The sequence below is a fragment of the Enterobacter sp. BNK-22 genome, assembly GCF_048684805.1.
GTDB classification, from domain to species: Bacteria; Pseudomonadota; Gammaproteobacteria; order Enterobacterales; family Enterobacteriaceae; genus Enterobacter; species Enterobacter quasiroggenkampii.
In genome coordinates, this window is sequence record NZ_JBLQTT010000001.1 from 1,137,428 (window position 1) to 1,159,079 (window position 21,652).

General features: G+C 57.2%; 21 protein-coding genes. 15 read left to right on the forward strand and 6 right to left on the reverse strand.

The window, feature by feature from the left end; genetic code table 11:
* Positions 1 to 122 precede the first annotated feature (122 nt).
* Genes opgC through ACMGGE_RS05225 form a run of 5 tightly spaced genes read left to right on the forward strand, consistent with a single transcriptional unit; the run spans position 123 to position 4,229 of the window.
* On the forward strand, positions 123 to 1,340 hold the full coding sequence (gene opgC, locus ACMGGE_RS05205; RefSeq protein ID WP_420293459.1) for an OpgC domain-containing protein: 1,218 nt from the start codon (positions 123 to 125) through the stop codon (positions 1,338 to 1,340).
* 11 nt (positions 1,341 to 1,351) lie between these two features.
* Positions 1,352 to 2,251 carry a hypothetical protein gene (locus tag ACMGGE_RS05210; protein ID WP_080347314.1) on the forward strand — a complete coding sequence of 300 codons (900 nt, stop codon included), beginning with the start codon at positions 1,352 to 1,354 and terminating at the stop codon, positions 2,249 to 2,251.
* Between the two features lie 9 nt (positions 2,252 to 2,260).
* Entirely contained in the window at positions 2,261 to 3,475 is a 1,215-nt protein-coding gene (locus ACMGGE_RS05215; RefSeq protein ID WP_420293460.1) for a PP2C family protein-serine/threonine phosphatase, read from the forward strand.
* Positions 3,465 to 3,803 (forward strand): STAS domain-containing protein, encoded by a 339-nt coding sequence (locus ACMGGE_RS05220; protein WP_024908544.1) that lies wholly within the window; start codon positions 3,465 to 3,467, stop codon positions 3,801 to 3,803. The genes ACMGGE_RS05215 and ACMGGE_RS05220 overlap by 11 nt, the downstream gene beginning before the upstream one ends.
* On the forward strand, positions 3,804 to 4,229 hold the full coding sequence (locus tag ACMGGE_RS05225) for an ATP-binding protein (protein ID WP_208762889.1): 426 nt from the start codon (positions 3,804 to 3,806) through the stop codon (positions 4,227 to 4,229).
* A gap of 24 nt (positions 4,230 to 4,253) precedes the next feature.
* Here the strand turns inward: ACMGGE_RS05225 and ACMGGE_RS05230 are convergent, their stop codons facing one another.
* Entirely contained in the window at positions 4,254 to 5,744 is a 1,491-nt protein-coding gene (locus ACMGGE_RS05230; RefSeq protein ID WP_420293461.1) for a UbiD family decarboxylase, read from the reverse strand.
* A 113-nt stretch (positions 5,745 to 5,857) separates the two neighbouring features.
* Here ACMGGE_RS05230 and ACMGGE_RS05235 point away from each other — a divergent pair, with 113 nt between their 5' ends.
* Positions 5,858 to 6,742, forward strand: coding sequence for a LysR substrate-binding domain-containing protein (locus ACMGGE_RS05235; protein WP_420293462.1), 885 nt, complete (start codon positions 5,858 to 5,860; stop codon positions 6,740 to 6,742).
* Here the strand turns inward: ACMGGE_RS05235 and ACMGGE_RS05240 are convergent.
* The 4 genes from ACMGGE_RS05240 to ACMGGE_RS05255 all read right to left on the reverse strand — a co-directional run bounded on the left by ACMGGE_RS05240 (position 6,733) and on the right by ACMGGE_RS05255 (position 10,153).
* On the reverse strand, positions 6,733 to 7,644 hold the full coding sequence (locus ACMGGE_RS05240; RefSeq protein WP_420293463.1) for a LysR family transcriptional regulator: 912 nt from the start codon (positions 7,642 to 7,644) through the stop codon (positions 6,733 to 6,735). The two genes, ACMGGE_RS05235 and ACMGGE_RS05240, sit on opposite strands and share 10 nt — an antisense overlap.
* Positions 7,645 to 7,648: 4 nt before the next feature.
* Positions 7,649 to 8,635, reverse strand: a complete 987-nt coding sequence (locus ACMGGE_RS05245; protein ID WP_420293464.1) for an MBL fold metallo-hydrolase — start codon at positions 8,633 to 8,635, stop codon at positions 7,649 to 7,651.
* 141 nt (positions 8,636 to 8,776) lie between these two features.
* A complete protein-coding gene (locus tag ACMGGE_RS05250) occupies positions 8,777 to 9,526 on the reverse strand; it encodes a 5'-nucleotidase, lipoprotein e(P4) family (RefSeq protein ID WP_198925760.1) in 750 nt (249 codons plus the stop codon).
* Between the two features lie 99 nt (positions 9,527 to 9,625).
* On the reverse strand, positions 9,626 to 10,153 hold the full coding sequence (locus ACMGGE_RS05255) for a GNAT family N-acetyltransferase (protein ID WP_420293465.1): 528 nt from the start codon (positions 10,151 to 10,153) through the stop codon (positions 9,626 to 9,628).
* Positions 10,154 to 10,285: 132 nt separating this feature from the next.
* On the opposite strand from ACMGGE_RS05255, the gene treZ reads away from it, so the two are divergent.
* Genes treZ through glgX form a run of 3 tightly spaced genes read left to right on the forward strand, consistent with a single transcriptional unit; the run spans position 10,286 to position 16,629 of the window.
* The gene (treZ, locus tag ACMGGE_RS05260; RefSeq protein ID WP_420293466.1) at positions 10,286 to 12,073 is read left to right on the forward strand and encodes a malto-oligosyltrehalose trehalohydrolase; all 1,788 of its coding nucleotides are present in this window, start codon (positions 10,286 to 10,288) and stop codon (positions 12,071 to 12,073) included.
* Positions 12,070 to 14,538 carry a malto-oligosyltrehalose synthase gene (treY, locus tag ACMGGE_RS05265; RefSeq protein ID WP_420293467.1) on the forward strand — a complete coding sequence of 823 codons (2,469 nt, stop codon included), beginning with the start codon at positions 12,070 to 12,072 and terminating at the stop codon, positions 14,536 to 14,538. The genes treZ and treY overlap by 4 nt, the downstream gene beginning before the upstream one ends.
* A gap of 15 nt (positions 14,539 to 14,553) precedes the next feature.
* Positions 14,554 to 16,629: a glycogen debranching protein GlgX gene (gene glgX, locus ACMGGE_RS05270; RefSeq protein ID WP_420293468.1), complete on the forward strand. Its 2,076-nt coding sequence runs from the start codon at positions 14,554 to 14,556 to the stop codon at positions 16,627 to 16,629.
* Here glgX and ACMGGE_RS05275 read toward each other — a convergent pair whose 3' ends face one another.
* Complete coding sequence (locus ACMGGE_RS05275; RefSeq protein WP_024908533.1) at positions 16,630 to 17,175, reverse strand: winged helix DNA-binding protein; 546 nt, start codon at positions 17,173 to 17,175, stop codon at positions 16,630 to 16,632.
* A 200-nt stretch (positions 17,176 to 17,375) separates the two neighbouring features.
* On the opposite strand from ACMGGE_RS05275, the gene ACMGGE_RS05280 reads away from it, so the two are divergent.
* The 6 genes from ACMGGE_RS05280 (at position 17,376) to ACMGGE_RS05305 (ending at position 21,633) form a co-directional block, all read left to right on the forward strand.
* Positions 17,376 to 18,098: a DUF969 domain-containing protein gene (locus ACMGGE_RS05280; RefSeq protein WP_061715107.1), complete on the forward strand. Its 723-nt coding sequence runs from the start codon at positions 17,376 to 17,378 to the stop codon at positions 18,096 to 18,098.
* Positions 18,095 to 19,081 carry a DUF979 domain-containing protein gene (locus tag ACMGGE_RS05285; protein ID WP_420293469.1) on the forward strand — a complete coding sequence of 329 codons (987 nt, stop codon included), beginning with the start codon at positions 18,095 to 18,097 and terminating at the stop codon, positions 19,079 to 19,081. Before ACMGGE_RS05280 ends, ACMGGE_RS05285 begins: the two co-directional genes overlap by 4 nt.
* Positions 19,082 to 19,090: 9 nt before the next feature.
* Positions 19,091 to 20,086: a DUF2891 domain-containing protein gene (locus ACMGGE_RS05290; RefSeq protein WP_420293470.1), complete on the forward strand. Its 996-nt coding sequence runs from the start codon at positions 19,091 to 19,093 to the stop codon at positions 20,084 to 20,086.
* A 235-nt stretch (positions 20,087 to 20,321) separates the two neighbouring features.
* Entirely contained in the window at positions 20,322 to 20,714 is a 393-nt protein-coding gene (locus tag ACMGGE_RS05295; protein ID WP_032623152.1) for a polymorphic toxin type 44 domain-containing protein, read from the forward strand.
* Complete coding sequence (locus ACMGGE_RS05300) at positions 20,692 to 21,126, forward strand: hypothetical protein (RefSeq protein ID WP_420293471.1); 435 nt, start codon at positions 20,692 to 20,694, stop codon at positions 21,124 to 21,126. The genes ACMGGE_RS05295 and ACMGGE_RS05300 overlap by 23 nt, the downstream gene beginning before the upstream one ends.
* Before the next feature lie 21 nt (positions 21,127 to 21,147).
* Positions 21,148 to 21,633, forward strand: coding sequence for an Hcp family type VI secretion system effector (locus tag ACMGGE_RS05305; RefSeq protein WP_420293472.1), 486 nt, complete (start codon positions 21,148 to 21,150; stop codon positions 21,631 to 21,633).
* The last annotated feature ends 19 nt before the right edge of the window (positions 21,634 to 21,652 follow it).

The following is a 21,652-nucleotide window of genomic DNA, read 5'->3' on the forward strand; positions in this document are numbered from 1 at the left end:
TAATTCAGCTTAAATTCTGCTTAATGATGTTTCATCGGCCGTCGATTAATTGCGGTTACTATTCCTTTAGGCTATCTACTTTATTTAGACCTTAATTTTCGTTTTCAGGCAAAGGACACCCTATGAGCCATGTTGCGCCGTCGGTAGCGCAAGAAGATGATGCTAAATCAACAGCATGGCGTTATGCCGTAGCAGGTGCACGGGACCTGAGAATTGACTTTATGCGCGGCATAGCCCTCGTCATGATGGTCGTGGCGCATACGGAGGTCATGTCGGTATTTAATATATTCTCCTGGGAACGTTTTGGGCTAACAACCGGTGCAGAAGGCTTTGTCATTCTCTCGGGGTTTATGCTGGGAATGCTGAATCGCGCGCGTCTGCAAAAAGTGGTTTTACTCACGGTTTCCTGGGGGCTTTATCTCAGGGCGTGGAAAATATATCGCGTAAATATCATTATCATAGTGTCATTTATTCTCCTGGCCTATATCCCACATATTAATGTTTTCGAGGTCACCCATTTTACCGACCGTTTTTCGGGCCAAAGCTGGTCGCTTTATCCTGTTACGCCGCAAATTAAAGAGACCTGGTTCAACATTATTCTCTATTTGCAGATCGGCCCCCATCAGACGCAGATTCTGGGGCTGTATATCTTCTTGCTGCTACTCAGCCCGCTATTTTTGGGAATGCTGCAGAAAGGGAAAGTCTGGTGGCTGCTGGGGCTGTCGCTGCTGGTGTACGGCCTGTGGCAGCGGTGGCCGCTTCGGCTGACGCCGTCGGAGTTCGAATTTGCCTTCCCACTGCTCGCCTGGCAGTTCATCTTTGTGCTGGGCATGGCCAGCGGCTGGTATAAAGCCGAACTGCTCTCTTTCGCCCGTACGCCGCCGGGAAAAGGGGTCGCGATCGCGCTGGTGCTGGTGGCGCTCATTCTGGGGTTTGTTGCCCAGAACCATACCAACCCGTTTATGCCGCCCAAGCTGCTGATGCACGTCATCCCGCCTGACAGCTTCAATACGTTTTATCACACCTGGGCGGCGAAGAACGGGCTGGGCCCGGTGAGGGTGCTAAACGATATCGCCCTGATGGTTACCGTCTACCTGGTGCTGACGTATTGCTGGACGCCGCTCAACCGCCTGCTGGGATGGTTCCTGATCCCGCTAGGCCAGCACTCGCTCTATACCTTTATTTTGCATGTGTACGTGGTGCTGCTGGTGAGCCAGTTCATCACCTTCGACTTATGGCGTCACGCCTGGATAGAGAACACGTTAGTACATGCGGCGGCACTGGGTATTTTGTGGCTGATGGCAAAATACGACGTCGGCGCACGCTGGATACCTAACTAAGGATGGCGGTTATGCGCGAAAAATGGCTTCTGGCGGGCGTGCTGCTCGCCGCGATCCCCGCCGCAGAGGCGGCACAAAGTAGTGATAAAGAAACCCTGCGCGATAAGAACGGTGAACCCGTTCAGGCAGGCGTTTTTACCAGCCGGTGGGGGCGTTTGTTCTCGGGAAATGACAAGAAGTTTTCTGGGGCTCTGAGCTTCAGTTCGGGGCTGAAAGAGCAGCTGGTGAGCGTGCCTAATAGCTCTGACAGCGCCGCGCAGGAGAAAAAAATTAACCAGACGCTCAACCTTAGTCTGCAGTATTCCCCGTACAGCTTCTGGTTTGCCAACATTACCTCCCGGTTGCCGGTCAGAGATACCACCCGCTATACCGCCGATTTTCGCTACAGCTTCGGCTATGACGACTGGCATGCCAATACGTTCAGCCTGGTATACGGCAACTACGGCGATAACCACTTCTGGACGTCTGGCAGCCGGAGACATACCTATTTCGAACAGGGCGCCTTTACGCTTGCCTATAAGTTTTCACTACCGAAACCGGTTGAAAACACGCTCCTGATTAATAAAGGGGATTCCATCATTTGCCAGGTCGGGTACAGCTGGGTGCCGCGCTACTACGACCTCAGCAGCGATGACATCCGCAAAAATAAAAACGTCATGCTCGGCGGCTGCGGCTACACCTTTAAACAACATTTCTTCGTTCGTGCGACGGCGTTCTGGTTCCCGGACAGCAGCCAGCAGCAACCCTGGAACGGCGATTACAGCTACAGCTTCGGCTACGCGGGCTATACGCCGGGATCGTTCTCTGTCCAGTACGCAAACTATGCGGGGACGCGCTATCCGGGGCACGGCAACGGTAACGCAAAATTCAGGGAAGGGACCGTGAGCCTCATCTGGTTCTTACCGCTATAGGAGGGATACATGTCGGCGCTGCACGTGTTAATCGTTGAAGATTCGCTGATTTATCGTCGGTTACTCTCCCGGATGCTCACCCAGTGGGGGTATGTCGTGAGCGAGGCGGAAAATGGTGTTGCTGCGCTGGAAATCTTGTCCAGCCAGCCGGTCAGCATGGTGATAAGCGACTGGGAAATGCCGGAAATGGACGGGCTGACGCTGTGTCAGACCATCCGAAACCGTCAGTTTGGCCGCTATGTGTATATCATCCTGTTGACGGCCCGTGAGAATGCCGGGGACGTGACGCAGGGGTTTGATGCCGGGGCGGATGATTTTTTGAGTAAGCCCGTTGAACAGGCTGAACTACGGGCGCGGCTTCACGCCGGGGTTCGTATTTTGACGCTGGAGGCGACCCTCGCGGCGCACAACAAGCGCCTGAGTGAAGCCTTGCATCAGATTGAAAAAGATCTTGAACTGGCGGCACGCGTTCAGCACTCGGTGCTGCCTTCACACCGCTTACGCTACGGCGACTACTTCTCCGACTGGCTTTTCTTACCGTCAGCCTGGGTCTCGGGCGATGTGTTCAATATCTTTCCGCTGGATTCCCATCTGGGATTCTATTGCGTTGATGTCTCGGGTCACGGCGTGGGGGCCGCGATGATGTCCCTCGCGGTGGCTCGCCAGTTTTTACATGGCCGGGTGGTGGACCGCTTCCTGTTTACCGATGAGGGCGGCATTCAGTCACCCGCGGAGGTCGTCAGGATGTTGAACAGCCGCTTTTGCAGTGAAGAGAGCGACATTACCAGTTATTTCACGCTCATTTACGGCGTGATCGATCCAGAAAACGGGCAGGGATTGTTGTGCCAGGCAGGGCATCCTACTCCCGTCATTGTGAACGCAGACAGCGCCGTCACGTCCGTGGGCGATGGTGGCCCGCCGGTCGGCCTGATCCCAGACCTGAGCTGGGAGGATGTCGCGTTTACCCTCAATCCGGGGGATCGCTTATGCTTATTCAGTGACGGTATTACGGAGTGCGAGAACGTCAGCGGCGAGCAGTTTGGCCCGCAGCGTCTCGAACGCTGGCTTCATGAGCATGCCCGGCTCCCGGTTGACCAGCTCCTGCCGCGGTTTGGTGACCACCTGACTGGCTGGCGCAATGCAAATCGTGATGAACCGATCGCCTTAACCGACGACGTGTCACTGCTCGTGATTGAACGTCAGGGAGAACAGAATGATTATTAACACCGAGCGACTACCGCATGCCAACATTCTCACGCCTGCGGTCCGGCGGCTGGATGCCTCCGTTGCCGCGACGTTTAAAGCGTCCGTGACGGAGGAAATTGGCAGCGATCGTAAAGCCTTAATCGTCGACTTTAGCAAAGTGGATTTTATCGACAGCAGCGGGCTGGGGATGCTGGTGTCGTTGTTCAAGCTGATGAACGGAAAAGGCGAAATGGCGCTGTGCTCCCTGAACCCCGGGATCATGAACATGTTCACCCTGACCCGAATGGATCGCATCTTCCGCATCTATCCGGATAAACATAGCGCGCTTGCGCAACTGGGGCAGTAGATGCAGAGGCCGGAACAGGCTGAATTTCCGGCGGCGATCGCGTCCCTGACGCCGCTGTCCGGCTGGCTTGGCGACAGGTTGAGCGCGCTTCCCGTCGATGATGAGTGGCGTTTCGCCTTCGATCTCGCCGCCTGTGAAGTGGCGACGAACATCATCCGCTACGCGCTTCACGAGGATAACTCGCGCGTCTTTCGCGTCCAGTTCGATGTCCGCGGCAATGACGTCTGCGTTGTTTTTAGCGACGCGGGTGACGCGTTCCCGCAGGAGCGGCTTGAGGCCGCCAGGCGAGACCGCTTCTGCGAAATGTCGCCGCTGCTGGAGAGCGGTAGGGGGCTGATGCTCATTTTGCTGAGCGTCGATCGCTTCACTGTGGAACGCGTGGCGGGTGAAAATATTGCCACGCTTGAGAAGAAAATCAGCGTATGACCCGCAGGTCATACGCGCGTGATTTTATTTCGTGTTGTCAGCAAACAGTGTCGGCGCCCATGGACGTGGATCCACCTCCATAAACGGCGCGCGCTCGAAGCGGTCCTTCAGCGCCCACGGCACCGTGCAGTCGAAGATCGTCTTGCAGGAAATGCCGTTGCCGCGAATCGAGGTGCTGTAATCCGGCGACTGGGACGGATCGAGCTGGTGGCCGCGGATCCCCGGAATATTGGTGATGCTGACATCGCCCTGCATGCGCGTCGTCATCGCCCACAGGATGTCGTCGCTGTCGAAAATATCCACGTCTTCGTCGACAAGAATAATGTTTTTCAGCTCCGAGTAGGTGGCCAGGGCGATAAGCGCCGCCTGGCCCTGGCGTCCTTCGTCTGACGGCTGGCGTTTTTTCACCTGCAGTATCCCGAGGAACTTACCGCCGCCCGCGGTATGGGCATAGACGTTTTGCAGGAAGCCCGGAATAGCCTCTTCAACCGCATTACGGATGCTGGCCTCGGTCGGCAATCCGGCCAGCGTGGTATGTTCTTCCCCCGGTCCCACCAGCGTCTGCAGGATGGCGTGGTTTCGCATGGTCACGGCTTTCACTTTGATCACCGGCAGGGAGGGATTCGCCTCGCCGCAGTAGCCCGGGAACTCCGGCATCGCGTGGCCGGTGTTGGTGTGCTGATCCTCTCTCACGCGCACGCCCGGAAGCAGTTCACCTTCGATGATGATCTCCGCCCGCGCGATAGCTTTCTCTTTGATCGCCACGCCCTGCACCAGCTCAACCGGCTGCTGGCGCAGCGCCCCGGCGACGCCCAGCTCGTTATAGCCAAACGGCGTGGTCGGGGCCTCAAAGCACGCGCCGATATAGATGGCGGGATCGAGCCCCATGTTGATCGTCACCGGCAGCGGCTTTCCGGCATCTTCCGCCTTTTTGCGGAACACTTCGATGTGGCGCCCGGCGGCAAGGAACATGGAAAGCTCGTCGCGCTCCTGAACGCAGAGGCGGTGGATGGTGACATCCGTCAGCGAGCTGTCTTCCGGATCGCTTGCCAGCACCAGCCCCAGACAGAAGAACGGACCCGCATCAATCGGCGTGTTGGTTGGGGCCGGAAGCAGCTTGCGAAGGTCGAAGTCAGGATCGTCAGCGTAGAAGACCTGCTCCTGACAGGGAGCCTGCGAGGCCGGGACGACAACCGGCGCAACCGGCTTTTTGACTCCCTGGCCGACGTGTTTTGCCAGTTCAGAGGGCTCGCAGCCCAGAAGGAGCGCCGCGCGCTCGCGGCTGGCGTGCATGCCCACCAGGATGCGGGAGTGCGGATAGCCCTTAATGCTGTTGAACATCATGGCCGGGCCCGTACGGGTTGGACGTTTGACCGTGCCACCCGCGCCGATATGGCGATAGACGCCCGCCAGCTCCGCATTGGGATCGACCGGATGATCGGTTTCAATGTATTGCCCTTCGTGGCGCTGCAGTAAGGCGATGGCGCTGCGGAGATCGTTAATCTTGTGTTCCATATTTTCCTCCCTCGGTTGAATACCTCCATTTTTATGGCAATGACCAATAGCATCAATTGCATCATTACTGTTAAATTGATAAGTAAATTAATATCAATATAAGGAGGCGTCTCGTGCAGTTTCGTCAGATGCGCCACTTCATCGTCGTGGCCGAAGAGCTCCATATGCACCGGGCCGCCGAGCGTCTGAACATGGCGCAACCGGCGCTGAGCCAGCAGATAAAGGCGCTGGAAGAACGTTTAGGCGTCACGCTTTTCAGCCGGGCGAACCGCCGCTTAACCCTGACGCCCGCGGGCGAAGCGTTCCTGGTAAAAGCCAGGCTTGCCATCTCGTTAACCGAGCAGGCGGTGCTGGACGCCAGACAGACGGCAAGGGGCGAGCAGGGCGTGTTAAACCTCGGGTGCGTGTCGAGCGCGATGTTCGACGGCAGGCTGCCCGCCGCGCTGCGCCAGATGCATAGCCGCTGGCCGGCCATTACCATGTCGCTGATGACGGGAAACGTGCAGACGCTCTACGCCGCCGTGCAGAGCAACCAGCTGGATGTGGCCATCATCCGCGCGCCGCTGCCGTCGCTGCCGGACGATCTGCAAAGCCGGCCGTTCGCCTCGGAGAAAACGGTGCTGGCGCTATATCGTCAGCATCCGCTGGCCGGGTCCGCCGCACTGACGCTCTCGTCGGTGAAAGACGAAAAATGGATCTCCCTGCGCGACCCGGAGGGAATGGGGCTGGAACAGTACTTCTATGACGCCTGCAGCGGGGCGGGCTTTCAGCCGGACGTGGTGCAAAACGCGACTGACGTGCCCACGGTGATAAGCCTGGTTTCGGCAGGGTTTGGTCTGGCGCTGCTGCCCGCGTCGGCAAAGGCGGTGAGCGTCGAGAACGTCATCTACGTGGACATCCTCGACCGGCTGCGGGAGAGCGAACTCACCCTGGTTTGCCACCGGATTATACGCTCAGAAGTGCTTAAAAAGTTTCTGGTTACCCTCGCTCAAACCTGACGTCCGGCGGCCCGCAGCAGCTGCTCGCGTAGCCAGGCATTCGCCGGATCCTGGCTGTTTTTCGGGTGCCAGTACATGTTGATGATAATCGGCTGGAGCGGCAGCGGCGGTGGAAAAATATCCAGCGTGCTGGCGAACCGTCGCAGCATCCGTTCCGGCAGGGTACAGACCAGGTCGGTACCGGCAACCAGCGGCGGCGCCATGGCGTAGCTCTGGGTGGACATGGTGACGTGTCGCTGATAGCCCAGCCCGGCGAGGGTTTGGTCGACAAAGCCGGTAAACGGATCTCCCGCCGACGACACCACCAGATGGGAAAGCGCGCAGTAGCTTTCCAGATCTAACGGACCTGTTCCGCGCGGATGGCCTTTACGCTGGGCGGTGGCAAACGCGTCGTCGAGGAGTTTGCGCCTCACCCAGCCGTCATGAGCGCCCGCGCTCACGCCGATGTAGATGTCCACATCCCCGTTTTCCAGCTGCTGCGGCAGGTCAGCCATCTCCGGCAGGGCGAAGCGCAGGCGGATGCCGGGGGCGTCGGTTCCCACCTGGTTAAGCAGCCCGGTGCCGAGCATCAGCGCCGGGTTCTCATGCAGCGCGATAACAAAGGTCCGGCTGCTGGTTTGCGCATCAAATGCCGTGGGGGCAAACATCGCGCTGATGCCGCGCAGTACGTTCGCCACCTGCGGCCTGAGCGCTTCCGCTCGCGGCGTGGGTAATACCCCGCGTCCATGCGGGGAGGGAATGAACAGCGGTTCGCCAAACAGTGTGCGCAGACGTGCGAGACGGGCAGACAGCGCGGGCTGGCTGATGCCCAGCCGAGCGGCCGCATGGGTGATGTTCCTGTCCTGAAGCAGGGCGTCCAGCGTCAGGAGCAGGGCTATGTCCATGTCAGATATCCGCGTCATCGCTCTATTTCGCGCCGCTGGCGTCCCGGTTGGTATAGGTGACAGGGACCCAGGCATAACCGCTTTTCTCGCCTTTCGTCACATAGCCGATGCCCGGGAAAGGCAGATGCGGGGCGGCAACCAGGTCCTTGTTTTTCACAAAGTCAGCGAACGCATGCTCGCGTACGCTTGCCGCTTTGTTCTGATCTTCATCATAGGTGATGGTCACCGCAGGCTGCGGGAACTGAACCGCCGCGGCATGAATGATGTCGCCGACAAAGGTGATCTTCTCGCCTTTACTCGTTAGCGTGTAGAAGGCTGAACCCGGCGTATGGCCGGGATGAACCGTGCCGGTCAGACCCGGAAGAATCTCCGATGTGCCGCTAAACGGCACCACTTTCCCCGCATCAAGATAGGGCTTTAAGGTCTTCTGCGCGACGTCAAAGTAGTTCTTGCCGTAGCCGGTTTTCTTCTGATTGTCGTCGTTAAAGAAAAAGTCGATATCCGGTTTGCCAACGAAAACGCGCGCGTTGCTGAACACCACTTTTCCATCCTTCACCAGACCACCGGCGTGATCGGAGTGAGCGTGAGTCAACAGGACTTCAGTGATGTCCTCGGGTTTTATCCCCTGCGTGGCGAGGCTTTCAACCAGACGTCCGCCGGTATCAGGACCAAAGAGCTGGCCAGAGCCGGTATCCACCAGGATTTTATGTCCGGGTATCGCAATCAGGAACGCGTTGATGGAGACCTCAGCCGGGTTGGTCTGGGCGTTTTTCGCGAGCAGCGCATCAATGTTTTGCGGCGTTGTCCGGCGCAGCAGCTTGTGCAGATCCTGCGCGACGGTCCCGTCGGTAAACGAGGTGACCAGAACGTCCCCAACCTGAACGCTGTATCCGCCCGCCGGTTGTTTAACGACGTGCTGGGGCGTCTCTGCCGAGGCCTGGAGCGCAGGGTAGAAAAGCAGTGAACTGGAAATCAGCGTGGAAAGAGCAAGTTTTTTCACGGTAAGCATACGAGTCTCCTTTGAAAGTGCTCATCTTACTGCTCCGTAAAATTATAAGAACCTGCCCAGAAATGATAGGACCTATAAACGGGATGGATAGTCAACCGAAGGGCCGGGAAGGCGTGCAATGCTTTTCCGGCCCGTAAGACCTTATTTTTTCAGCGGTGCGTTCCAGCTATCGAGCGTGGCTTTGGACCAGGCGCCATAAGCGGCATTAGGCAGCACAATCCAGTCGTTGCCGAAGTGTTCGGCGCTGGCTTCAACCAGCTCACGCTGCTGCTCGCTCGGCTTTTTGTTTTTAAACTGCACGGCGAAGTCCGGCAGGCTGTCGCCGAACAGCATCACGATCTGCTGCTTTTTGAGGATGTTCTGGCGGCGCTCTTCCTTGCTGACCGTATCCAGCAGCACGCTTTCGTCAGACACCTGCGGCAGGCCAAGAGCGTTTAACGTCTTCAGCGTGTCGGCTTTATTTTCCTGCATACGATCCGAGACATAGTAGATCCGGACCTTGCTCTGATTCACATGGTCAAGAAACGCTTTTGCTCCCGGGATTAAGCCGGGTTTTCCCTGCTTCTCCCAGTCGCTCCAGGTGTCCCATTGTGTATAGTCGTGACACTGCTCCGCGTCGCGCACCAGCAGAGGGGTGTTATCCAGCACCGTTTCGTCGAGGTCCATCACCACGGCGTAGTTTTCGGGCGTTTTCAGATCTTTTAACTTCTCGTTGAAACGCTCGGTGGCAAACCGATAGGTTTGCAGCTGAAGGGCCATAATCTCTGCCGATTTCTGCTGATAGCGCAGCGCCATTTCGTACGCTTTCGGTTCACACAGGTCGCGCCCGGCAGCCGTCGCGGTTGCCGCTGCACTCATAACAGGTAATGCCAGCAGTAATGCCTTAGCCATTGAATTCACGCTTTTTTCCTCAACACCCTGGTTAAAATCCCGAAAGCGTAATGAAATTCAGTGACAGAAATATGACCGCGATGTGGCAATGTGTTTCCGCTAGACCAGCATGTAATACCAGAACAGGGCGACCTCGTCTTTTTCCGGCAAGGCGTTGTAGAGATAACGGTCGTACCCTCCCAGAGTAAATCCGTAGTGACGGTAAAACAGGCAGGCGGAGACGTTCACATTTTGTGTTTCAAGCCGTAATCCGGGCGCATTTACGCTACGGGCCCAGACGTGGGCGGCGGCCATTAATTTTTGCGCGGCGCCGGTTCTGCGTCTGGTGCGATCAACGGCAATATAATCCACTGAAATAAACTTATTCCAGCCGATTGACACGGTAATAAATCCGGCTAATTCACCGTCATCCGTTTCCGCCACAAGAAATATGGCGTCCGGATTAACGCAATGGTTTTCAAGCGTTTGAATGTCAAGTTCGTAGGTTTTTATCCACGGCTCGGCGACGGCTTCAATATGCAAATCACAATGGATAAAGGGCTCTCGCGCAATGTGGCTAATGGTGAAAGAAAAGTCACAACATTCAAGACGGACGAGGTCCGTATTTAATCCTTTTCGAATCTGCATAGTATTCCCGATAGTGAGTTATTTCATAAAGAATAGACGAAGCGGTTAAATCCGCTGAGCTCACGCACTTTTAATCCTGAACTAAGCTTGTACTTCGTTCCGCGTAAAATGTGGGTCATTCGAGGACAATGAATGGAATTCAGGACATTTCAAAAGCAGTGGGGTGCTGAGTTTATTTCCGATGACGTTGTACGTTTTCGCGTCTGGGCAGAAGGACAGAAAGAACTTACGCTACGTCTTGCCGCCACCGATGTGCCGATGACGGCAACAGGCGGCGGCTGGTTCCAGGCAGACGTCCCTGGCGTTACGCACGGCGCAGAATATCAGTTTGTTCTTCAGGACGGTATGGCGGTGCCCGATCCCGCCTCGCGGGCGCAAAAGGGCGACGTTAATGGACCCTCGGTGGTGATCGATCCCCGACGTTACCAGCCGGTCAACCGCGACTGGGCAGGGCGTCCGTGGGAAGAGACGGTAATTTATGAACTGCACATCGGCACCTTTACCCCGGAGGGCACCTTCCGGGCGGCCATCGACAAGCTGCCGTATCTGGCAGAACTCGGGATTACTCAGCTTGAAGTGATGCCCGTCTCTCAGTTTGGCGGTTCTCGCGGCTGGGGGTACGACGGCGTGCTGCTGTATGCCCCTCACTCTGCTTACGGTACGCCGGAGGATTTCCACGCGTTTATCGACGCCGCGCACGGGCTGGGGCTTTCCGTGGTACTGGATATCGTGCTCAACCACTTCGGCCCGGAGGGGAACTATCTGCCTTTGCTGTCGCCCGCGTTTTTCGATGCTCAGCGGATGACGCCGTGGGGCAACGGCATCGCCTACGATCGCGAGCCGGTGAGACAGTACATGACCGACGCGCCGCTCTTCTGGCTGACGGAATACCGGCTGGACGGTCTGCGGTTTGATGCCATCGACCAGATTAAAGACGGCTCGGACACGCATATTCTCGAGGAGATTGCCGCAAAAATTCGCGAGGCCATTCCGCACCGTCACGTTCACCTGACCACGGAAGACAGCCGCAACGTGATTTTCCTGCATCCGCGCGATGAACAGGGCAACGCGCCGTTGTTTACCGGCGAGTGGAACGATGACTTCCACAACGCCGCCCACGTGTTTGCCACCGGTGAGACGCACGCCTACTACCAGGATTTTGCCTTTGAGCCGGAGAAAAAGTTCGCCCGGGCGCTGGCGGAAGGGTTTGTCTACCAGGGCGAGGTGTCTCTGCAAACCGGAGAATCCCGCGGGGTGGAGTGCCGCACGCAGCCGCCGCAGTTCTTCGTCGATTTTATTCAAAACCACGATCAGACCGGCAATCGCGCCCAGGGCGAGCGTCTTATCTCCCTCGCGGGTGCCGACAAGACGCGGGTGCTGCTTGCCGCGCTGCTGCTCTCCCCGCATATCCCGCTGCTGTTTATGGGCGAGGAGTATGGTGAAACCCACCCGTTCCTGTTCTTCACCGACTTTCACGGCGAACTGGCAAAGGCGGTGCGGGAAGGGCGCGCGAAAGAGTTTACTGGCCATGCCGGGCACGATGAAACCGTCCCGGACCCGAACGACGTGAACACGTTTATCCGCTCAAAGCTCGACTGGCATAAAGTCGCCACCGACGAGGGCAAGACGTGGCTGCGCTATACGCGCCATCTGCTGACGCTGCGCCATCACTATATCGTTCCGCTTCTGCATCCGGGCGGCGCCGTTGAGGGCCATGTGCTCAAGACCGCGCCCGGCATGGTGGCGGTATGCTGGCGCTTTCCGTCGGGGACGCTCTCACTGGCGCTTAATATCGGCATTAAGCCCGTCGCGCTGCCCGCTATGGCGGGGGAGACGCGTTTTGCCTCGCCAGACGTTACCGACGTTTTACCCCCGAACGGTATTGTCGTTCGCTTTGCTGATGGAGAAGCATCGTTATGATCCCTTCCGCCACGTACCGAATTCAATTCCGTAACGGCATGACCTTCGATCGCGTTGTGGCGCTGGTGCCGTATATGAAGGACCTCGGCATCAGCCACCTTTACGCATCGCCCGTGTTCACTGCCACGACGGGGTCTACCCACGGCTATGACGTGACCAACCCGAATGAAATCGACCCCGCCATCGGCGGGCGAGACGGGTTTGACCGTATGGCCGCCGCGCTCAAACAGGCCGGCATGGGATTGATTCTGGATATTGTCCCGAACCATATGTCCACCTCGCTGGAAAACCTCTGGTGGCGGGATGTGATTGAATATGGCCAGCAGAGCCGCTATTTCCGCTACTTCGATATCGACGGGTCGCGACCGCTAACGCTGCCGTTTCTTGGCGACACCTTTGAGGCGGAGCTGGAGAAGGGAGCTATCACGCTAAAACGTGACTCTGTCACGAAAAAGGCCGCGCTGGTCTACTACGACGCGGAGTATCCGCTCAACCCCGGCACGTACAGCGAGGAGAAGAGCATTGCAGAACTGCACAACGCGCAAAGCTGGCGGCTGATGTCCTGGCGGGAGGCGCCAAAGCAGCTCTCGTGGCGGCGCTTCTTTGAGATCACCGGGCTGGTCGGCGTCCGGGTTGAAGATGATGCAGTCTTCGACGACACGCACCGGCTGATCCTTGAGCTGGTCCACGCGGGCGTGGTGGATGGTCTGCGCATTGACCATGTCGACGGCCTGGCGGATCCGCTGGGCTATCTGCAGCGCCTGCGGCAGGCCACCGGGCCCGACTGCTACATTACGGTCGAAAAGATTCTCGCCAAAGGGGAACAGCTCCCCACTGACTGGCCGGTATCCGGTACCACCGGCTACGAGTTTATCGCCTCGCTGGCGGAAGTGCTGGTCGACGACAGTAGCCTGGGGCGTCTGGAGAAAATCCACGACGAGACGCTGGGCATCACGGTCGATCGCCACGCGGAACTGCGCGATGCCAAAGGCCTGATGGCCGATCGTAATTTTGAGGGCGAATTCACCACGCTGCTAAACCTTGCAGAGGATCTGGCACGCCGCAATGAGGTTGCGCTGCCGCGCGAGGAAATCCGCCACGCGCTGCGCGAACTGCTTATTGCGTTTCCGGTCTACCGTACCTATGGCACTCGCGAGGGGTTAACCCCGCCGGACGTGGCGCTGCTCAACCGCGTGGTTGCCAGCGTGGAGACGTCGGAAGCCGCGCTCAGCCTGATCGTGCGCATTCTTACCGGCGACCTGCCGGAAGATTGCCGCGAGAGCGCCGCGCTGTTCAGGACCCGCTTCCAGCAGCTCACAGGGCCGCTGATGGCGAAGTCCGTTGAAGACACGCTTTTCTTTCGCCACAACCTCGAGCTTGCGCTCAATGAAGTCGGTGCCGACCCGACCCCGCGCGCGTTTTCCTTATCCCGCTTCCACCAGGAGATGCGCATTCGTCTGGCCCGTCAGCCCGACGCGCTGCTGGGCACCTCTACGCACGATACCAAGCGCGGGGAAGATGCCCGGGCGCGCCTTTACACCCTGACGGAAGCCCCGGAACGCTGGGGGGAAAATCTGGCCCGCTGGCGGCAGATGAACCAGACCCAGGTGCGTTTTCTCAATGACGGTACCGCGCCAAACGCCGCCGATACGTGGATGATCTACCAGGCGCTGGCGGGCGTCTGGCCCGCCATGCTGTCACCGGACGACGCTGACGGGCTGGCATCACTGGAAGAACGTTTTCTCGGCTTCCTCGAAAAAGCGCTGCGCGAGGCGAAACAGCGCACCGACTGGATTGACAGCAACGAGAGCTATGAGAGCGTGGTGTTGAGCTACGCGCGGCACCTGCTTTCGCCGGACAACAGCCCGTTCCTGCATGATTTCAGCGAGGCGATGCAGCCCTTTATCCGCGCCGGGCTGATGAACAGCCTCAGCCAGACGGTGATCAAGCTGACGGCACCCGGCGTGCCGGATATCTATCAGGGCAGCGAGGCGCTTAACTTCAGCCTTGTCGACCCGGATAACCGACGCGAGCCGGACTTTCCGGCCCTGGTGCAGAGCCTCAGCGCGGCGGATGCCGGGGTGTTTGACAACCCGGCATGCTGGCTGGACGGCAGGGTAAAACAGTTCGTTACCGCCACGCTGCTGCGGCTTCGACCGCACTACGACGCGCTTTTCCGCTACGGCGACTGGCTACCGCTTAAGGTCAGCGGCGAGCGCGAGGAGAACCTGATTGTCTATGCGCGCGTTAAGGACGACGAGGCGCTGATTGTCGCCGTACCGCGTCTGGTTTTTGACGTCACCGATAATCATCAGCTGTGGGTCAATACCACGGTCGCGTTACCCGACGAACTGGCCGGGAAGCGCTATCGGGATCTGTTCAGCGGCGAAAGCCGCATGCTGCAAGAAACGCTGGCGTTAACGTCAGAAAAGGGATGTGTACTGGTTCTGCTTACCTGCGAATAATCGTGGAGAACGAAAATGGCAAAGGATACAACGTTTGAAATTCGGGCCGGTCATGGCCAGCAGTTGGGGGCGAATTATGACGGGAAGGGCGTTAACTTCGCGCTGTTCTCCGCTCACGCTGAACGGGTGGAGCTCTGTCTGTTTGACTCGTCCGGGAAAACGGAAATCGGCCGGCTGGAGATGCCGGAGTATACCCATGAGGTCTGGCACGGCTATGTGCCTGACCTGAAGCCGGGGGCACTGTATGGCTATCGCGTCTACGGCCCCTACGACCCGGAAAACGGTCATCGCTTTAACCCGCATAAGCTGCTTATCGACCCCTACGCCCGCGAACTGGTGGGTGACATCGACTGGAACGATGCCCATTTCGGCTATGAGCTGGGGCATGACGAGCTGGATTTGAGCTTTGACACGCGGGACAGCGCGCCGTTTACGCCGAAAGGCAGGGTCATCGACCCGAACGCCTTTGACTGGCAGGACAACAGCCGGCCGAACGTGCCCTGGCCGCATACCGTTGTCTATGAGAGCCACGTGAAAGGCTTTACCCAGATGAACCCGGCCATACCGCCCGAGCTGCGCGGCACGTTTGAAGGCATGGGGCATAAAGCCTCGGTCGATTATATCAAAAGCCTGGGTATTACCTCGGTGGAACTGCTGCCGGTTCACTGGTTCCCGGATGACCAGCATCTGCTCGACCGCGGTCTGAAGAACTTCTGGGGCTATAACACGCTGGGCTTTTTTGCTCCGGCGTCGCGCTACTACGGCCCGGCAGGGATTCAGGGCTTTCGCGATATGGTGCGCGCCTATCATGACGCGGGCATCGAGGTCATTCTTGACGTGGTGTACAACCACACGGCGGAAGGGAACGAGCTTGGCCCGACGCTCTCGTTTAAGGGGATTGATAACTACAGCTATTACCGCACGCTCCCGGACCAGCACCGGTACTACATCAACGACACCGGGACGGGAAACACGGTCAACACCTCGCATCCGCGCGTGTTGCAGATGGTGATGGATTCCCTGCGCTACTGGGCGGAATCGATGCACATTGACGGTTTTCGTTTCGACCTCGGGACGATCCTGGGCCGCGAGCCCGAAGGGTTTGACCCGCGCGGCGGTTTTTTTGACGCCATGACTCAGGATCCGGTCTTATCCCGACTGAAGCTGATTGGTGAACCCTGGGATATCGGTCCCGGCGGCTATCAGGTGGGTGGATTCCCGCCAGGCTGGGGGGAGTGGAACGACAAATACCGCGACACCGTTCGCGAGTACTGGAAGGGGGACAACGTCTCCACGGACTTTGCCGCGCGGCTTCTCGGTTCCGGCGATCTGTACGATCTGCGCGGACGCCGTCCGTGGGCCAGCGTCAATTTCATCACCGCCCATGACGGCTTTACGCTGAATGACCTGGTGTCGTACAACGAAAAGCACAACGCCGACAACGGTGAGGACAATAACGACGGGCATAACGATAACCGCTCGTACAACTACGGCGAGGAAGGGCCAACCGAGAACCCGGATATTATTGCTACCCGCGAACGGCAGAAACGTAATTTCCTGACCACGCTGCTGTTCTCCCACGGCACGCCGATGCTGCTGGCGGGGGACGAGTTTGGCCGTACGCAGAAGGGGAACAACAACGGGTACTGCCAGGACAGTGAGATCTCGTGGATCGACTGGAAGGGGCTGTCAGAAAATGACGCCGCGTTGCGCGAGTTTACCCGGCGGTTGATTGCCCTTCGCGCGCAGCAACCGCTACTGCGCCGTGAAAGCTGGCGCGACGGGCTGGAGATCCGCTGGTTCAATGCCGGAGGCGGTCCACAGCAGGCCGAGCAGTGGGATGAAGGCTCGACGCTTGGGGTCTCCATCAGCAGGCCGGATCTGCGGCAGGAGGACGGTATCTGGCACGACGTGCTGATGCTGTTCAACCCGTTTGAAGGCACCGTGCCGTTCCAGATCCCGCAATTTGGCGAAGGGGGATGGGTGCTGGAGCTGTCTACGGCGGATGACGCTGCCACCGGGACAGCGATCACCGAAACCGTTGAGTACGAACTGGCCGGGCGCAGCATTACGCTGTTCCGCCGTCCTTAGTTACAGTGACGCCGCCGCCCGGGCGGCGGTGTCATACAGGGAGGAGATCGTGCGTAACAGCTGCGCGGTCTCGCCAATCGACTTCCCGGCAATGCCGCTCTCCGCGTGGATCGCAATCAGACACGCTTCCCGCACGTCCCGGTATTTCATGCACAGCGCTTTCCCTTCCTCCGTGGTGGAGAAAAAAAGCTCTTTACCCGCTTTCTCGCTCGTCACGTAGCCTGCTTTGACCAGCTTTTTCAGGGCATAGGTCACCACGTGGGTATCTTCCACATTGAGGACGAAGCAGATATCGGCCAGCTTTTTCTTGCGGTCGCGGTGGTTCACGTGATGCAGCAGTGAAACGTCAAAGGCGCCCATATCGGGCTCGCCGGCAGCCGTCATGCAGCGCACCATCCATTTGTTGAACGCGTTGCTGGTCATGATCAGCGCATATTCCAGCTCTGATAACTCCGCGCAGCGCTCGGATACCAGGTGGCGGGAAGAGACGATCCGGCCATCGTTGATATCGTCGCGATCGGGTGAAGCACTCTTTTCTGAGGTCATAACGTTCCTTAGCCAGAAATGTAAACTCATCGATAAAATAAGAACATTTTATTGATAATTTGTTTACATGTTTTTGAGGTTCAGATATAGCTTTTTAGCGCAGGTTTTGCGAAGCCTGCCAACAAAACACAACATCGCTCGCCGCAAATTAAAAAAATAGCCGTCGGCGCGCAACGCTCACTTTCGATAGGGTAAACGTTATGGACGGTACTACGCTGTTGCCGCTGATCGGGATACCGATCGTGGTTATTGGTTTTGCACTGCGCTTCAACCCGCTGCTGGTGGTCGTGGTGGCGGGGCTGGCGACGGGTCTGCTGGTCGGGATGGATTTCGGCATGCTGCTGGAGACCTTTGGCGAGAAGTTCGTCAATAGCCGATCGCTGGCCACTTTCATCCTGATCCTGCCGGTGATTGGTCTGCTGGAATATTACGGGCTAAAAGAGCGCGCCCAGGCCTGGGTGGCGAAGATCGCCAGCGCCACCTCAGCGCGTATTCTGATGCTCTATTTTGTCGCCCGTGAAGGTACCGCCGCGCTGGGCCTGATGTCGCTGGGCGGTCACGCGCAGACGGTGCGCCCGCTGCTGGCGCCGATGGCCGAAGGGGCGGCGCTGAACGAATATGGCGAGCTGCCGCAGCACATTCGCGACAAAATCAAAGCCCATGCCGCCGCGTGCGACAACATCGCGGTTTTCTTTGGGGAAGATATCTTTATTGCCTTTGGGGCGGTGCTGCTGATCGACGCGTTCCTGAAAGAGAATGGTATTCAGGGCATTGAACCGCTGCATATCGGCCTGTGGGCCATTCCCACCGCGATTGCGGCATTGATTATTCATATGACGCGCCTGCTGCGCCTCGATGCAAGTATCCGTCGCGACGTGATGGCCTGGCGTGCAGAGCAGGGTACGCAGGAGGCCACGCAATGATGACGCTTATCACCATTAACCGCGTGTACTACCTGATTGGCTTTGTCGTGATGCTGCTGGTTGTGATGACCCTGCGCGATCGCGCCAATCCGAAGCGCTTTACCACCGCGCTGTTCTGGTTCTTGTTTGGCGGGATCTTCCTGTTTGGCGATCTGATGGTTCAGGAACTCGGCAAATCGCTGGCGTACCGGATTATCGGCGGCGGCGTTATCGTTATCGCGCTGCTGGCGGGGTTTGGCCTCGTCGGGAAAGGGCACTATAAAATGTCCACCGAGGAGGAGCGCGTCACGTCGTCAAACCGGCTTAAAAACTGGCTGTTCCTGCCCGCGCTGATGATCCCAGTGGTGACGGTGCTGGGCACGTTATTCCTGAAGGGCGTTTCGATCGGCGACGTGTTTCTGCTCGATCAGAAGCAGCTCACCCTGGCAGCGCTGTGCGTGGCCTGCGTCGCGGCGATCCTCACCGGCTGGTGGCTGACCAAAGGCACACCGCTGCATGCCGTTCGTCAGTCCCGTCGTCTTGTCGATACCATCGGCTGGGCGGTGATCCTGCCGCAGATGCTGGCCATGCTCGGCGGCGTGTTCGTGGTGGCCAACACGGGCGACTCGGTACAGAAGGTGGTGAGCCTGTTTGTGAACCCGGATAGCCGCTTTATGCTGGTGGTGATTTACTGCGTGGGTATGGCGCTGTTTACCATGATTATGGGTAATGCCTTTGCGGCCTTCCCGGTGTTAAGTGCCGGTATCGCCTTGCCGTTTCTGATCAACGTGCATCACGGCAATCCTGCGCCGCTGCTGGCGATTGGCATGTATGCAGGCTACTGCGGCACTCTGATGACGCCGATGGCCGCGAACTTCAATATCGTTCCCGCCGCGCTGCTGGAGCTGAAAGACAAATATCAGGTGATCAAGATCCAGATCCCGACCGCGTTAACCCTGCTGGTGGTGAACGTGTTCTTAATGTATTTCCTCGTGTTTCGCTAAGGAGCTGTCATGGAATTAACGCAACATCAGGCCGACGCGTTTGCCCGCATGCCTTTGACCTATTTGCGCCAGGAATACCCGAACCACATCATGCACCTGCTTAATGATGATGGTGACGTTCTGCCGCCGCGTGAACTGCACCCGATTTTCTACGGCTGTTTTGACTGGCACTCGGCGGTGCACGGTTACTGGCTGCTGCTGCGCTGCGTGCGCCTCTATCCAGAATTACCGTCTCGGGACGCGATCGTCGCGCTTTTTGACGAGCACATGACCGAAGAGAACGTGGCGAAGGAGTTGGCCTATTTTACCGCGCCGTTCCGCGCCTCGTTTGAGCGACCGTATGGCTACGGCTGGCTGCTGGCGCTGGCCCAGGAGCTGAAACAGTCGTCGCTGCCGCAGGCCGCAGGCTGGTACCAGACGCTGGCGCCGCTCACCCAGGATATTCGCAACCGGCTGGTGGATTACCTCGGTAAGCTCACCTATCCGATCCGCGTCGGGACGCACTACAACACCGCGTTTGCCCTCGCGCTGGCGCTCGATTACGGTCGCGCAGTCGGAGACAAGGCGCTTGAACAGGCGATTGTGGCAGCGGCGGAGCGGTTTTATCTCGCCGACACGCGCTATCCGGCTCATTATGAGCCCGGCGGAGACGAGTATATTTCCGGCGCGCTGACGGAGGCGCTGCTGATGAGCAAGGTGGCTGAAGACTTCCCGGCCTGGTTTGACGCGTTTCTGCCGGAGGTGGGCGCCGTTACGGCACTGATGAACCCGGCGGAAGTGAGCGATCGTACCGACCCGAAAATTGCCCATCTGGACGGGTTAAACCTCAGCCGTGCGTGGTGTATGAAGCACATTGCGAAAGTGCTTCCTGCCAGCCACCCGGCGCAACCGGCATTGCGCGAGGCGGTGACGAAACATCTTGCCGCAAGTGTCGGGCATGTGGTCGGCAGCCACTATAGCGGCGGGCACTGGCTGGCGAGCTTTGCGCTGCTGGCGCTGGAGTAAACAAACGCGCCGTCTTTCTTGCCGGGTGGCGCTGCGCTTACCCGGCCTACATTGTGCAACGCTTGCCTGTAGGCCTTGCCGGGCGCAGCCTACATTTCTTTGATTTTTAATGCGATTAATACCTTAGTCGGATATTTTTCCGTCATTTCTCTGGAAACAGATATCTTTTTTACCATCGCAAAAGTGTACGATACGCGGCCACATACCCAATACCCACAGTGGATTGATGGTTAATATGGCTGTTATACCTTTGTTGCCTAAAGAAGGAATCGCACTTGTGTTGGCAAACATGAGGATTGCAAGAGCGCATGGTATGAGTAGAAACATGGCTATCCCTACGACCTATCTTTGGTTTTATCAAAAAGTAAGAAATAAGGGGCCGTGGGATTACAAGCAAGGACACCCGGAGTTAGCAAATTTTGGGAACTTCAATTATGGTTCGGCTGGCTATGCTGCCGGGATACCATCAGAAACGCTATTGATGGGTGCTGGATGGGCGCAGGAAAGAGCTAAAACCTCCAAAAAGAAATGGGGGCACTGGTATCAAAAACCGCCTTATGGGGATGATCCTCACGATCAGTTTTGGATAAGGCAAGGTATAGAATATGCAAAGAAATACGGTTATTAAACGGCTTCAATGCTTACTCACAACGATTCTATTGCTCGTTGTTTGTGGGTTTCTGACATATCAATACTATTTTAACGCACCTTCTCACGATAGTTTTGTCAGCAAACAGAAACTCTCTGATTCCGTCACATTGTACATAACTAAGTATGATGATGGAGGCGCTACGGTGTCGGATGTTTACCGCTTCTATTTAGATAAAGACAACAGCGGGAACATTATGAAAGCCCTTGAAGATCGATCACCATTCCTTGAAGCCAATACAAGCAATGTTACTGCTTCAGCTTATGGGAACACGGTAAATGTAAAAATCACCGGCAAGGTTTATTCATTCACTAATTCTGATCTGTTCTATGCAGATGGTGTAGCGATCATGCCTGTAATTAACCTCATAGCCAATGGAATAAGAGATTAAGTAACATAAGGAGTTATAGAAATGGCTGTACCAGTACACCTCTTTTTGAAAGATGATGGCGGAGCAATGATCCGTGGCGGTTCTGATGTTGCAGACCGTGAAGGAAGTATAGAGCTCAGAGATCTGATTCATAACCTGAGCATTCCAACAGATGATGCAACGGGTAAACTCACAGGTACAAGGCAACACTCTGCTTTCAGTCTAACAAAAGCAATTGATTCATCTTCACCCTATCTATACAAAGCTGTGGCTACAGGTCAAACGCTTCATAGTGCTGAATTAAAGTTCTACCACATCAATGATGCTGGTCAGGAAGTGGAATACTTCAATATCCTTATGGAAGGGGTGAAGGTCATTTCAATAACTCCAATAATGCATGATACAAGAGATTGTCCCGGTACTGGTCACATGGAAAATGTATCTTTGCGATATGCAAAAATCACATGGAAAATTCTGGACGGAAATATTCAGTTCACTGATGCGTGGAACGAACGCCCTGCAGCGTAGGCGTAAAAACGAGCAGCGC

Coding starts and splice junctions, on each gene's coding strand:
- opgC (WP_420293459.1), top strand. CDS start 123: ATGAGCCATGTTGCGCCGTCGGTAGCGCAAGAAGATGATGCTAAATCA.
- ACMGGE_RS05210 (WP_080347314.1), top strand. CDS start 1,352: ATGCGCGAAAAATGGCTTCTGGCGGGCGTGCTGCTCGCCGCGATCCCC.
- ACMGGE_RS05215 (WP_420293460.1), top strand. CDS start 2,261: ATGTCGGCGCTGCACGTGTTAATCGTTGAAGATTCGCTGATTTATCGT.
- ACMGGE_RS05220 (WP_024908544.1), top strand. CDS start 3,465: ATGATTATTAACACCGAGCGACTACCGCATGCCAACATTCTCACGCCT.
- ACMGGE_RS05225 (WP_208762889.1), top strand. CDS start 3,804: ATGCAGAGGCCGGAACAGGCTGAATTTCCGGCGGCGATCGCGTCCCTG.
- ACMGGE_RS05230 (WP_420293461.1), bottom strand. CDS start 5,744: ATGGAACACAAGATTAACGATCTCCGCAGCGCCATCGCCTTACTGCAG.
- ACMGGE_RS05240 (WP_420293463.1), bottom strand. CDS start 7,644: ATGACGCGGATATCTGACATGGACATAGCCCTGCTCCTGACGCTGGAC.
- ACMGGE_RS05245 (WP_420293464.1), bottom strand. CDS start 8,635: ATGCTTACCGTGAAAAAACTTGCTCTTTCCACGCTGATTTCCAGTTCA.
- ACMGGE_RS05250 (WP_198925760.1), bottom strand. CDS start 9,526: ATGGCTAAGGCATTACTGCTGGCATTACCTGTTATGAGTGCAGCGGCA.
- ACMGGE_RS05255 (WP_420293465.1), bottom strand. CDS start 10,153: ATGCAGATTCGAAAAGGATTAAATACGGACCTCGTCCGTCTTGAATGT.
- treZ (WP_420293466.1), top strand. CDS start 10,286: ATGGAATTCAGGACATTTCAAAAGCAGTGGGGTGCTGAGTTTATTTCC.
- treY (WP_420293467.1), top strand. CDS start 12,070: ATGATCCCTTCCGCCACGTACCGAATTCAATTCCGTAACGGCATGACC.
- glgX (WP_420293468.1), top strand. CDS start 14,554: ATGGCAAAGGATACAACGTTTGAAATTCGGGCCGGTCATGGCCAGCAG.
- ACMGGE_RS05275 (WP_024908533.1), bottom strand. CDS start 17,175: ATGACCTCAGAAAAGAGTGCTTCACCCGATCGCGACGATATCAACGAT.
- ACMGGE_RS05280 (WP_061715107.1), top strand. CDS start 17,376: ATGGACGGTACTACGCTGTTGCCGCTGATCGGGATACCGATCGTGGTT.
- ACMGGE_RS05285 (WP_420293469.1), top strand. CDS start 18,095: ATGATGACGCTTATCACCATTAACCGCGTGTACTACCTGATTGGCTTT.
- ACMGGE_RS05290 (WP_420293470.1), top strand. CDS start 19,091: ATGGAATTAACGCAACATCAGGCCGACGCGTTTGCCCGCATGCCTTTG.
- ACMGGE_RS05295 (WP_032623152.1), top strand. CDS start 20,322: ATGGCTGTTATACCTTTGTTGCCTAAAGAAGGAATCGCACTTGTGTTG.
- ACMGGE_RS05300 (WP_420293471.1), top strand. CDS start 20,692: ATGCAAAGAAATACGGTTATTAAACGGCTTCAATGCTTACTCACAACG.
- ACMGGE_RS05305 (WP_420293472.1), top strand. CDS start 21,148: ATGGCTGTACCAGTACACCTCTTTTTGAAAGATGATGGCGGAGCAATG.